The sequence below is a fragment of the Microbacterium sp. cx-55 genome (genome assembly GCF_021117345.1).
Lineage (GTDB): Bacteria > Actinomycetota > Actinomycetes > Actinomycetales > Microbacteriaceae > Microbacterium.
This window is the reverse complement of record NZ_CP088261.1, coordinates 2,320,163-2,331,944: the sequence shown is the minus strand read 5'-3', so window position 1 is coordinate 2,331,944 and position 11,782 is coordinate 2,320,163. Positions and strand designations below refer to the sequence as shown.

9 protein-coding genes, 1 tRNA gene and 3 rRNA genes are annotated in these 11,782 nt (G+C 61.2%); 8 read left to right on the top strand and 5 right to left on the bottom strand.

Annotation, left to right across the window (positions count from 1 at the left end):
• Window positions 1-14: 14 nt before the first annotated feature.
• From mscL to LQ938_RS10975, 3 genes are read right to left on the bottom strand one after another with little or no spacing between them, the layout of a single operon-like run.
• Window positions 15-434: a large conductance mechanosensitive channel protein MscL gene (mscL, locus tag LQ938_RS10985; RefSeq protein WP_223723022.1), complete on the bottom strand. Its 420-nt coding sequence runs from the start codon at window positions 432-434 to the stop codon at window positions 15-17.
• A 31-nt stretch (window positions 435-465) separates the two neighbouring features.
• Window positions 466-789 (bottom strand): FmdB family zinc ribbon protein, encoded by a 324-nt coding sequence (locus LQ938_RS10980; protein ID WP_223723023.1) that lies wholly within the window; start codon window positions 787-789, stop codon window positions 466-468.
• A gap of 20 nt (window positions 790-809) precedes the next feature.
• Window positions 810-1,403, bottom strand: a complete 594-nt coding sequence (locus tag LQ938_RS10975; protein ID WP_223723024.1) for a 5-formyltetrahydrofolate cyclo-ligase — start codon at window positions 1,401-1,403, stop codon at window positions 810-812.
• 40 nt (window positions 1,404-1,443) lie between these two features.
• Here LQ938_RS10975 and galU point away from each other — a divergent pair, with 40 nt between their 5' ends.
• The 8 genes from galU (at window position 1,444) to LQ938_RS10935 (ending at window position 10,935) form a co-directional block, all read left to right on the top strand.
• The gene (galU, locus tag LQ938_RS10970; protein WP_223723025.1) at window positions 1,444-2,328 is read left to right on the top strand and encodes a UTP--glucose-1-phosphate uridylyltransferase GalU; all 885 of its coding nucleotides are present in this window, start codon (window positions 1,444-1,446) and stop codon (window positions 2,326-2,328) included.
• 19 nt (window positions 2,329-2,347) lie between these two features.
• Complete coding sequence (locus LQ938_RS10965) at window positions 2,348-2,983, top strand: GNAT family N-acetyltransferase (protein WP_223723026.1); 636 nt, start codon at window positions 2,348-2,350, stop codon at window positions 2,981-2,983.
• 60 nt (window positions 2,984-3,043) lie between these two features.
• On the top strand, window positions 3,044-3,931 hold the full coding sequence (locus LQ938_RS10960; RefSeq protein WP_223723027.1) for a large exoprotein: 888 nt from the start codon (window positions 3,044-3,046) through the stop codon (window positions 3,929-3,931).
• 50 nt (window positions 3,932-3,981) lie between these two features.
• Window positions 3,982-4,057: transfer RNA gene (locus tag LQ938_RS10955), tRNA-Ala, on the top strand.
• Between the two features lie 644 nt (window positions 4,058-4,701).
• Window positions 4,702-6,222: ribosomal RNA gene (locus tag LQ938_RS10950) — 16S ribosomal RNA — on the top strand.
• Window positions 6,223-6,635: 413 nt separating this feature from the next.
• Window positions 6,636-9,733 (top strand): 23S ribosomal RNA (locus LQ938_RS10945).
• Between the two features lie 106 nt (window positions 9,734-9,839).
• A 5S ribosomal RNA gene (gene rrf / locus LQ938_RS10940) occupies window positions 9,840-9,956 on the top strand.
• Together the 16S, 23S and 5S rRNA genes form the textbook arrangement of a ribosomal RNA operon.
• A gap of 181 nt (window positions 9,957-10,137) precedes the next feature.
• On the top strand, window positions 10,138-10,935 hold the full coding sequence (locus LQ938_RS10935) for a methyltransferase domain-containing protein (protein ID WP_223720561.1): 798 nt from the start codon (window positions 10,138-10,140) through the stop codon (window positions 10,933-10,935).
• 5 nt (window positions 10,936-10,940) lie between these two features.
• On the opposite strand, the gene LQ938_RS10930 is transcribed toward LQ938_RS10935, so the two are convergent.
• Window positions 10,941-11,411: a SixA phosphatase family protein gene (locus tag LQ938_RS10930; protein WP_223720562.1), complete on the bottom strand. Its 471-nt coding sequence runs from the start codon at window positions 11,409-11,411 to the stop codon at window positions 10,941-10,943.
• Entirely contained in the window at window positions 11,408-11,770 is a 363-nt protein-coding gene (locus LQ938_RS10925) for a gamma-glutamylcyclotransferase family protein (protein WP_223720563.1), read from the bottom strand. The genes LQ938_RS10930 and LQ938_RS10925 overlap by 4 nt, the downstream gene beginning before the upstream one ends.
• Between the last annotated feature and the right edge of the window lie 12 nt (window positions 11,771-11,782).

The following is an 11,782-nucleotide window of genomic DNA, read 5'->3' as shown; positions in this document are numbered from 1 at the left end:
GGCGCTGAGTGGTCTCAGAGCGAGGGCTTGTTCTGCTTCTCGAGCAGGTCGCGGATCTGGATGAGGAGCTCCTGCTCGGTGGGCAGCTTCGACTCCTCGGGCTCGGTCACGCCCGCGCGGGCCGCCTGGCGTTCCTTCCACTTGTTCATCGGGAAGACGAACACGAAGTACACGATCGCCGCAACGGCCACGAAGTTGATCAGCGCGGTCAGGATCGGTCCGATGAGGAAGTTCGACGTGCTACCCGAGAGCGTCGGCACGGCCCACACCCAGGTCGACATGTCGCCGAGCTGGAAGATCACGCCGATCAGCGGGTTGATGAGCCCCGTGACGATCGCGTTGATGATCGCGGTGAACGCCGCGCCGATGACGACAGCGACCGCGAGGTCGATGACGTTACCGCGCATGATGAACTCTTTGAAACCCTTGATCATCAGATGCTCCTATCGATGTCGGGCGAGACGGTCAGGATGCCGCGGGTGCGGAAGACGACGTCGTCCCTGACGTCGATGATGCCGAACTCGCGCCCGACCCACCACCCGTGGAGCTGCTGGAGTCGGACTTCTTCTCGCTGTTCGACGAGCCGTTCGAGCTCGACGAGCCGCCGGCCGCTGCCCGGGAGTCGGTGCGGTAGAAACCGGATCCGTTGAAGGTGACACCGATCGAACCGTATTGCTTGCGCAGCTCACCCCCGCAGACGGGGCACTCGGTCAGCGCCGAGTCGGAGAACGCCTGAACGGCGTCGAAACGGTGGCCGCAGGACTTGCAGGCGTAGGCGTAGGTGGGCATCGTGCTCCTGGAACGGGTAATCAGCCTGCGCGACGCAGGTCAACGGTACGGGTCGGCGTCACGACGCCGGAAACAGGTTGGTCGTGCTTGTCGCGGGGCACGTCGTCGACGAGCTCGGAGTCGAAGATGACCGCGTACACCGGCGGGCAGCCCTCCATCGAGCCGATCGTCTTGTCGAAGTAACCGCGTCCCCAGCCGAGCCGCATCCCGTGCCGGTCGACTGCGGCGGCGGGGATGATCATGAGGTCGACGTCGTTGACCGCGATCGGCCCGAGCAGTTCGCCGACGGGCTCGGGCAGTCCGAACAGGCCCTCGGCGATCTCGCCGTCGGCGGTCGCGACGGCCCAATCGAGCAATCCGTCGACGCGGGTGACGGGGAGGAGCACGCGGATGCCGCGTCCGACGGCCCCGCGGACGAAACGACGGGTGTCGGGCTCGGTCGTCATCGACAGGAAGCACGAGACGCTCGTCGCACCGGTGGCGGCCACGAGCGCGTCGAGCTGCTCGGCGATACCCCCGGCGGCGGCCTCCCGGGCAGCATCCGTGAGGTTCTGACGACGTTCCCTCAGGTCCGCTCGCAGCGCCCGCTTGGCCTGATCTATCACGTCCGACATGCAGACGAGTCTAAGTTCCCCCGCCCGATAGGATCGGCCCATGTCGCATAAGCCCTTTAAAGCCGTGATCCCCGCTGCCGGTCTCGGCACTCGTTTCCTGCCGGCCACGAAGGCCATGCCGAAAGAGATGCTGCCGGTGGTCGACAAGCCCGCCATCCAGTACGTCGTCGAAGAAGCGGCGAATGCCGGCATCAGCGACGTGCTCATCATCATCGGTCGCAACAAGAACAACATTGCGAACCACTTCGATTCGATGCCCGAGCTCGAGGCGAAACTGCGTGAGAAGGGCGACGAAGACAAGCTCGCCAAGGTGGAGCACTCCTCCGACCTCGCCGACGTGCACATGGTGCGTCAGGGCGAGCCCAAGGGACTCGGGCACGCCGTGCTGCGCGCGCAGGCCCACGTCGGCGACCATCCCTTCGCGGTGTTGCTCGGCGACGACCTGATCGACGAGCGCGATCCGCTGCTCACCACAATGCTCTCGGAGTACGACAAGCGCGGCGCTAGCATCATCGCCCTCATGGAGGTCGACCCCGACAGCGTGCACCTCTACGGTGTCGCCGCGGTCGAGGCGACCGATGACGACGGCATCGTGAAGGTCACCGGTCTGGTGGAGAAACCGAAGAAGGAAGACGCTCCGTCCAACCTCGCGATCATCGGCCGGTACGTCCTCGGGCCCGACGTCTTCGAGGTGCTCGAGCACACGGAACCCGGCAAGGGCGGCGAGATCCAGCTCACCGATGCTCTGCAGGAACTGGCGATCGACCCGGAGAAGGGTGTGTACGGCGTCATCTTCGGTGGCCGTCGCTACGACACGGGCGACAAGCTCGACTACATCAAGGCGATCGTGCAGCTCGCCTCCGATCGCGACGACCTCGGCCCGGAGCTGCGCCCGTGGCTGAAGGACTTCGCGGCCGGTCTCTGACCAGTCAGGACACCCCACCGTGGAATTGACGGCATCGCGGACGTACGGGCCGGTGTCGATCCGGCTCATCCGCAATCGCGATGCGCGCGTTCTTCAGGACCACCTGATGACCAATAGGTCCTGGTTGAGCCCCTGGGAGGCGACGAGCCCGGATGGTGCGGTCTCGCTCGACATGAAGATCGGTATCCGGCGCCTTCTGCAGCAGCATCGCGACGGCGCCGGGGTGCCGTTCGTCATGGAGTACGACGGGCAGGTCACCGGTCAGCTCAACGTGTGGGGCATCGCGCGCGGTTCGCTCGCGTCCGCGACGATCGGCTACTGGATCTCACGGGAGTACGCCGGCCGCGACATCACGCCGATCTCAGTGGCGATGGCGACCGACATGTGCTTCGAGGAGATGCGTCTGCACCGGATGGAGATCTGCATCCGTCCGGAGAACCACGCGAGCCTCCGCATCGTGCAGAAGCTGGGGTTCCGGTACGAGGGGCTTCGTCGGCGGTACATCCACATCGATGGCGACTGGCGAGACCATTACGCGTTCGCCCTGGTGCGCGAAGACGTCCCGCAGGGGGTCTTGGCGCGCTGGGCGGAGAACCGGGTGCCCAAGGACTGGGCCGACATTCCGCCAGAAGACCGCGCGGCCGCCGGAGAATGAGCGTCGCGACACGCCCCGCCCTGCGCGATGTGCGCGGCCTCGTCGCCTAGCGTTGACCGCATGGGCGGACAGGTGTGGGGCGGCGGGGTGATCTTCCTCGTCGCGGTCGCGCTCTGGATGCTCTATCTGCTGCCGAGCTGGCACAGTCGGCACCTCTTCAACGCGTCCGAGCGCAATGCCGTGCGACTCAATCAGGCGCTCCGCGTTCTCGCGGAGACCAGTGAGACCCCGCAGGAAGTGCGGCTGGAGCTGAACGCACGGACCGCGCTCGCCCAGCAGAAGCTTGCCCGTCGCACGCAGGCCGAGAAGGAGCGAGCGGAACTCGAACGTGCGCGCGTCGAACTCGAGCTGGCGAAGGCCGAGGCGAGAGCCGTTCGTGCGGCGCCGGCCGCGCGAATCGTGCGAGCGCGTCGAGCAGCCCGCTTGACGGCGACGACAGTGGGTGGGCTCTCCCTGCTCGCGACCGGCGTCGGAGTGTGGCTCTGGATATCCGCGGGGGCGACGACACTCGCGTGGGTCGGGGGAGTGGGCGTGCTGCTGAGCGCGTACACCCTCCACCGGATGGCGAGAGTAGCCGTCCGTGCCGCGGTGCGGGCGACCGTCGTCGCGCCCGCGGTCCGAGTGGCCGAGGTGCAGGATGTGGCGCTGCCCGTGGAGCATCGCCCGACCTGGCAGCCGCGGACGCTGCCGCGCCCCTTGAGTTCTTCCGCGGGTTCCGCTGCGGCGGTCATGCGCGATGCCGCCGACGCGCGAGAGCGACTCCGACGAGCAGCTCTCGAAGAGGCGAAGCGCGTGCAGGCGGATAAGGCCGCGCCGACCCCGATCGAGACCGCGCGTCCGGTCGAAGCAGCGCCCGCCGCATCCGCGTTCTCCCGGATGGGATACGTCGATGACGCGGAGATCGAAGAGCACGTGCGCCGGATGCTGCAGCACCGCGCGGCCGGCTGATCGGTGGCACGAACGCCCGTTTCGTGCGTGCTAACGTAGTTGAGGTTCTTGGGCCTGTGGCGCAGTTGGTAGCGCGCCTCGTTCGCATCGAGGAGGTCAGGGGTTCGAATCCCCTCAGGTCCACCAACGAAAAGAAGACCCCCGCTTGTCGGGGGTCTTCTTGCGTTATCGGGCGGTGCGACCGGCCACGGGGAGTGACCGCCATCGTCGAGTCCCGAGCCGTCACGGGGCGCGGATCCGGCACGAGCGGCCCGGATCCGCGGAAAGACGGGCGACACGCCCGGGGGGATGGCGGGATTTGCCCGCTCCCCGGGATCCACGTAAATTCTTACTTGTTCGCCCCACAGGGAAGAACGGAGAGGCTGAAGCCCCGTTCCCCTCAAGTAGCGACAACCCCCTTCTAAACATCACGCCTCCTGGTGTGTGTCGGTGAAGGGAGGCCCGATTCAGTCGGTCGAGTACTCCGGTACGTGACCGCAAACCGGCGGAAACGCCGAGTTGACAGAGACTGAAACGGACCATACGATTGTGAAGTTGCCCTGCGGGGTTGGCCGTGAGGTCAGCTGGTGGGAGCGTCCGATCCTTGAGAACTCAACAGCGTGCACTTGTCAAATGCCAAATAACCTCGTCTAGCTTTGGCTAGGGAGATTCCTTTGGATCAAGTCCAATCTCCTTTTTGGGGGTTGGCGTTATGGATTGTCAGTAATGGCATCCTTTTGGTCAGTTCAAACTCGCTGTCCGACCTTATTCCGGTTGGTCAGTATTTTTCTTTTACGGAGAGTTTGATCCTGGCTCAGGATGAACGCTGGCGGCGTGCTTAACACATGCAAGTCGAACGGTGAAGGGAAGCTTGCTTTCTGGATCAGTGGCGAACGGGTGAGTAACACGTGAGCAATCTGCCCCTGACTCTGGGATAACAGTTGGAAACAGCTGCTAATACTGGATATGAGCTACGGCCGCATGGTCGGTAGTTGGAAAGAATTTCGGTCAGGGATGAGCTCGCGGCCTATCAGCTTGTTGGTGAGGTAATGGCTCACCAAGGCGTCGACGGGTAGCCGGCCTGAGAGGGTGACCGGCCACACTGGGACTGAGACACGGCCCAGACTCCTACGGAGGCAGCAGTGGGGAATATTGCACAATGGGCGCAAGCCTGATGCAGCAACGCCGCGTGAGGGACGACGGCCTTCGGGTTGTAAACCTCTTTTAGCAGGGAAGAAGCGAAAGTGACGGTACCTGCAGAAAAAGCGCCGGCTAACTACGTGCCAGCAGCCGCGGTAATACGTAGGGCGCAAGCGTTATCCGGAATTATTGGGCGTAAAGAGCTCGTAGGCGGTTTGTCGCGTCTGCTGTGAAATCCCGAGGCTCAACCTCGGGCCTGCAGTGGGTACGGGCAGACTAGAGTGCGGTAGGGGAGATTGGAATTCCTGGTGTAGCGGTGGAATGCGCAGATATCAGGAGGAACACCGATGGCGAAGGCAGATCTCTGGGCCGTAACTGACGCTGAGGAGCGAAAGGGTGGGGAGCAAACAGGCTTAGATACCCTGGTAGTCCACCCCGTAAACGTTGGGAACTAGTTGTGGGGTCCATTCCACGGATTCCGTGACGCAGCTAACGCATTAAGTTCCCCGCCTGGGGAGTACGGCCGCAAGGCTAAAACTCAAAGGAATTGACGGGGACCCGCACAAGCGGCGGAGCATGCGGATTAATTCGATGCAACGCGAAGAACCTTACCAAGGCTTGACATATTCGAGAACGCCGTAGAAATACGGAACTCTTTGGACACTCGTTTACAGGTGGTGCATGGTTGTCGTCAGCTCGTGTCGTGAGATGTTGGGTTAAGTCCCGCAACGAGCGCAACCCTCGTTCTATGTTGCCAGCACGTAATGGTGGGAACTCATGGGATACTGCCGGGGTCAACTCGGAGGAAGGTGGGGATGACGTCAAATCATCATGCCCCTTATGTCTTGGGCTTCACGCATGCTACAATGGCCGGTACAAAGGGCTGCAATACCGTGAGGTGGAGCGAATCCCAAAAAGCCGGTCCCAGTTCGGATTGAGGTCTGCAACTCGACCTCATGAAGTCGGAGTCGCTAGTAATCGCAGATCAGCAACGCTGCGGTGAATACGTTCCCGGGTCTTGTACACACCGCCCGTCAAGTCATGAAAGTCGGTAACACCTGAAGCCGGTGGCCTAACCCTTGTGGAGGGAGCCGTCGAAGGTGGGATCGGTAATTAGGACTAAGTCGTAACAAGGTAGCCGTACCGGAAGGTGCGGCTGGATCACCTCCTTTCTAAGGAGCACTGCACCCTTTGGGGTGACAGAGCCCAGATCAGAACGAATGTTTCTGCTGGGAGCTCATGGGTGGAACATTTGATGAGGTGCTTTCAGCTGATCTTTGGATTTAGTACATCGCGTTTTCGTGGTCGGAACGGTTTGGGGTGAGGTTGGTTGCACATGCACGCTGTTGGGTCCTGAGGGACCGGGTGCACACTTTTGGGTGTGTGACTGGGACTTCTGGGCCTTTTCTGCTTGTCACTTGGTGCTGGTGGGGGAGGTACCGCCCGTACTTTGAGAACTACACAGTGGACGCGAGCATCTTTGAACCGGTCTTTGACCGGTTCTTATAGATGATCTTAAAGATCATTAGTCAATTTCATGCTGGACCTTTCGGGGTTCGGTCGAGAACGATTTAAACTCATGTGATTTCAAGTCTTTAAGAGCAAACGGTGGATGCCTTCATCTGGAGCCGAAGAAGGACGTAGCAATCTGCGATAAGCCTCGGGGAACTGATAAGCAAGTTTTGATCCGAGGGTGTCCGAATGGGGAAACCCCGCTGGGCGGCGTGCCGACCTAGTGACTCCCGCCTGAATATATAGGGCGGGTAGAGGGAACGTGGGGAAGTGAAACATCTCAGTACCCACAGGAAGAGAAAGCAACCGCGATTCCGTTAGTAGTGGCGAGCGAAACCGGATCAGGCTAAACCTAGCGTGTGTGATAGCCGGCAGGCGTTGCATGTTGGGGGTTGTGGGACTTTTTTGATCATTCTGCCGAGTGGTCGACGTGACAAGAAGGTATAGACGAACAGTCTTGAATGGCTGGTCATAGAGGGTGCGAACCCCGTAGTCGAAATGCCTTGCCTTGGCGTGAAGAGTATCCCAAGTAGCACGGGGCCCGAGAAATCCCGTGTGAATCTGTCAGGACCACCTGATAAGCCTAAATACTCCCAGATGACCGATAGCGGACAAGTACCGTGAGGGAAAGGTGAAAAGTACCCCGGGAGGGGAGTGAAATAGTACCTGAAACCGTTTGCTTACAAACCGTTGGAGCCTCCTTAGTAGGGGTGACAGCGTGCCTTTTGAAGAATGAGCCTGCGAGTTAGCGATACGTGGCGAGGTTAACCCGTGTGGGGTAGCCGTAGCGAAAGCGAGTCTGAATAGGGCGATTCAGTCGCGTGTCCTAGACCCGAAGCGAAGTGATCTATCCATGGCCAGGTTGAAGCGACGGTAAGACGTCGTGGAGGACCGAACCCACTTAGGTTGAAAACTGAGGGGATGAGCTGTGGATAGGGGTGAAAGGCCAATCAAACTTCGTGATAGCTGGTTCTCTCCGAAATGCATTTAGGTGCAGCGTTGCGTGTTTCTTGCCGGAGGTAGAGCTACTGGATGGCCGATGGGCCCTACAAGGTTACTGACGTCAGCCAAACTCCGAATGCCGGTAAGTGAGAGCGCAGCAGTGAGACTGTGGGGGATAAGCTTCATAGTCGAGAGGGAAACAACCCAGACCACCAACTAAGGTCCCTAAGCGCGTGCTAAGTGGGAAAGGATGTGGAGTTGCTTTGACAACCAGGAGGTTGGCTTAGAAGCAGCCACCCTTGAAAGAGTGCGTAATAGCTCACTGGTCAAGTGATTCCGCGCCGACAATGTAACGGGGCAAGCACGCCACCGAAGTTGTGGCATTGACATTTTTGGTAGGCCTTCGTGGTCCAGCCGTGTTGATGGGTAGGAGAGCGTCGTGTGGCCAGCGAAGCGGCGGTGTGAACCAGCCGTGGAGGCTACACGAGTGAGAATGCAGGCATGAGTAGCGAAAGACGTGTGAGAAACACGTCCTCCGAAAGACCAAGGGTTCCAGGGTCAAGCTAATCTTCCCTGGGTAAGTCGGGACCTAAGGCGAGGCCGACAGGCGTAGTCGATGGACAACGGGTTGATATTCCCGTACCGGCGAAGAACCGCCCAAGCTAATCCAGTGGTGCTAAGAGTCCTAACCCGGCTGAGTGGATCCCTTCGGGGATGCCGGCCGGTCTAACGCTCGACCCCGTTCTGGTGCGGTTAGCGTATTAACAGGTGTGACGCAGGAAGGTAGCCCAAGCCAGGCGATGGTAGTCCTGGTGCAAGTGCGTAGGCCGAGTGATAGGCAAATCCGTCACTCGTTAAGGCTGAGACACGATGCGGATAAAAAGTGGGTGATCCTATGCTGCCAAGAAAAGCATCGACGCGAGGTTCTAGCTGCCCGTACCCCAAACCGACTCAGGTGGTCAGGTAGAGAATACCAAGGAGATCGAGAGAATCGTGGTTAAGGAACTCGGCAAAATGCCCCCGTAACTTCGGGAGAAGGGGGGCCTTCGACGTATAAGGACTTGCTCCGAAAGCGTTTGGAGGCCGCAGAGACTAGTGGGTAGCGACTGTTTACTAAAAACACAGGTCCGTGCCAAGTCGCAAGACGATGTATACGGACTGACGCCTGCCCGGTGCTGGAAGGTTAAGAGGAGGGGTTAGCGCAAGCGAAGCTCTGAATTTAAGCCCCAGTAAACGGCGGTGGTAACTATAACCATCCTAAGGTAGCGAAATTCCTTGTCGGGTAAGTTCCGACCTGCACGAATGGCGTAACGACTTCCCAACTGTCTCAACCGCGAACTCGGCGAAATTGCATTACGAGTAAAGATGCTCGTTACGCGCAGCAGGACGGAAAGACCCCGTGACCTTTACTATAGCTTTGTATTGGTGTTCGGTGTGGCTTGTGTAGGATAGGTGGGAGACTGTGAAGCGTTCACGCTAGTGAATGTGGAGTCGTTGTTGAAATACCACTCTGGTCACTCTGGATATCTAACTTCGAACCGTAATCCGGTTCAGGGACAGTGCATGGTGGGTAGTTTAACTGGGGCGGTTGCCTCCCAAAAAGTAACGGAGGCGCCCAAAGGTTCCCTCAACCTGGTTGGCAATCAGGTGGCGAGTGTAAGTGCACAAGGGAGCTTGACTGTGAGACTGACAGGTCGAGCAGGGACGAAAGTCGGGACTAGTGATCCGGCAGTGGCTTGTGGAAGCGCTGTCGCTCAACGGATAAAAGGTACCTCGGGGATAACAGGCTGATCTTGCCCAAGAGTCCATATCGACGGCATGGTTTGGCACCTCGATGTCGGCTCGCGCATCCTGGGGCTGGAGTAGGTCCCAAGGGTTGGGCTGTTCGCCCATTAAAGCGGTACGCGAGCTGGGTTTAGAACGTCGTGAGACAGTTCGGTCCCTATCCGCTGCGCGCGTAGGAAGTTTGAGAGGATCTGACCCTAGTACGAGAGGACCGGGTTGGACGAACCTCTGGTGTGTCAGTTGTTCCGCCAGGAGCACCGCTGATTAGCTACGTTCGGGATGGATAACCGCTGAAAGCATCTAAGCGGGAAGCCGGCCTCAAGATGAGACTTCCATACCTTCGGGTGAGAGGCTCCCAGCCAGACTACTGGGTTGATAGGCCAGATGTGGAAGCACGGTAACGTGTGCAGCTGACTGGTACTAATAAGCCGATGACTTGATAACACACCGTTTATGGTGCTACGCGTCCACTGAGTGGTTCTCGATGTACGGTCGAGAACCGCAGAACAACACAATACTGTTGTTATGCAGACTGAAACATCAATAGTGTTTCGGCGGCCATAGCGAGAGGGAAACGCCCGGTCACATTCCGAACCCGGAAGCTAAGCCTCTCAGCGCCGATGGTACTGCAGGGGGGACCCTGTGGGAGAGTAGGACACCGCCGGACTTCTTTTCACAAAACAGTAAAGGCCACCCAGTGACGGGTGGCCTTTCCTGCGTTACGGACACCCTCCAGAAGGAGTGTTCCTGCCGACGGGCATTGTTACGCGATCATCGCGCGACAATGCCCGTTTTTGCGTTTTCGTCACATGAGCGAGCGGCATCCCCCGCTCGCTTAGTCTCGGTTCATGGCCGATAGCTACACCCACGGACACCACGCCAGCGTGCTTCGCGCACACGAGTGGCGCACCGTCGACAACTCCGCTGCGTATGTGGAGAGCCGATTCGTTCCCGGCGCGCGAGTGCTCGACGTGGGCGCCGGCCCCGGCACGATCACGGTCGACATCGCTCGGCGCGTGGCGCCGGCAGAGGTCATCGGTATCGACGCCGCAGCCGATGTTGTGGCACGCGCACGCGCGTACGCCGCATCCGAGCACGTCGGCAACGTGACCTTCGACACCGACGACGCCTACGCGCTGTCGCACGCCGATGCATCGTTCGACATCGTGCACGCCCACCAGGTCCTGCAGCACCTCGCCCGGCCCGTCGACGCTCTGCGCGAGTTCCGACGGGTCGTCGGTGACGGTGTCGTCGCCGCGCGCGACGTCGACTACGAGGGAGTGATCTGGTACCCGCTCCTGCCGGCCCTCGCCGAGTGGCACGACGTCTACCTGCGCGTACACCGGCTCGTCGCGGGCGACCCGTCCGCGGGGCGCAAGCTGAAGTCCTGGGCGCGCGAGGCCGGCTTCTCCGAGATCACCGCATCCGCATCGCTCTGGTTGTTCGAGAACGACGAGGACCGCGCGTGGTGGGGCGGTCTCTGGGCGGAGCGTGCCCTGGAGTCGTCTTTCGCTCAGCACGCCGTCGAACTCGGGGTCACCGATCGGGCCGGGCTGGAACGCATCGCCGCGGGATGGCGAGCGTGGGCCGAAGCGCCCGACGGATGGTTCCTCATGCCCCACGGAGAGATCATCGCCGCCGGCTGACGCCCTCAGCGTGACGGGTGGTCGAACGACCAGGAATCCGGTGAGCGTCCGAGCGCCTCGGCCCAGGTGGCCGACGCCCACTGGAGGTGGAGGATCGCCGCGGTCGGCATCCCCGTGACCGTACCGGTCAGAGCGAAGGCCAGAGAGCTGAGCCCCGGATCGTGTGCCACGAGCAGGATGCGGTCGGTGCCGCTTCCTCCCGCGACCGCCAGGAGGGCGTCCGGTTCGGCGCCGTAGAGTCGCTCGTCCTCCTCGAGGGCAACCCCCAGCGCGTGCGCATAGACCGCCGCCGTGTCGCGGGCGCGGACGGCGGTGCTGCAGATGACTCGACACGCGTGCGGCGACTGCTCTTGCAGGACGGTCGCCATCCGGGCGGCGTCACGTCGTCCTTTCGCGCTCAGCGGCCGGTCGTGATCGGTCTGCGTGGCGGATCCCCAGGCCGCATCCGCGTGCCGGGCGATCGTCAGTTCGATCATGCGGTCGCCTCCGGTCTGCGGAGATAGAGCCAGGCCCGACGCCCGCTGGCCACCGTCACGCGTGCGCGCCGGTACAACGGCACCTGGAACTCGTCGGCCGCATCGAGCTCGTCCGGACTCAGATGTAACAGCTGTCCGGGCACCTTGTCGAGCTCACTGCCGGTCGGACGGAGGAGGGGGAGAACCGTGTGCGCCGCAGGGTCCGCGGCCCGGGGATCTTCGCCGTCGCAGTAGCGCAGCGCGTACCCGGGGAGGATGTCGTCGTCGGCGTGAACCAGCCGCCCGAAGACATCGAGCTGCGTGGTCGGGCGCAGAAGCGTGCCGTATGCGAAGAGCAGCTGGTCTGCGGAGCCGGGCACGCGCTCACGCTA

Bases quoted from the DNA above. Each gene is read 5' to 3' on its own strand.
- mscL (WP_223723022.1), bottom strand. From the start codon at position 434: ATGATCAAGGGTTTCAAAGAGTTCATCATGCGCGGTAACGTCATCGAC.
- LQ938_RS10980 (WP_223723023.1), bottom strand. From the start codon at position 789: ATGCCCACCTACGCCTACGCCTGCAAGTCCTGCGGCCACCGTTTCGAC.
- LQ938_RS10975 (WP_223723024.1), bottom strand. From the start codon at position 1,403: ATGTCGGACGTGATAGATCAGGCCAAGCGGGCGCTGCGAGCGGACCTG.
- galU (WP_223723025.1), top strand. From the start codon at position 1,444: ATGTCGCATAAGCCCTTTAAAGCCGTGATCCCCGCTGCCGGTCTCGGC.
- LQ938_RS10960 (WP_223723027.1), top strand. From the start codon at position 3,044: ATGGGCGGACAGGTGTGGGGCGGCGGGGTGATCTTCCTCGTCGCGGTC.
- LQ938_RS10935 (WP_223720561.1), top strand. From the start codon at position 10,138: ATGGCCGATAGCTACACCCACGGACACCACGCCAGCGTGCTTCGCGCA.
- LQ938_RS10930 (WP_223720562.1), bottom strand. From the start codon at position 11,411: ATGATCGAACTGACGATCGCCCGGCACGCGGATGCGGCCTGGGGATCC.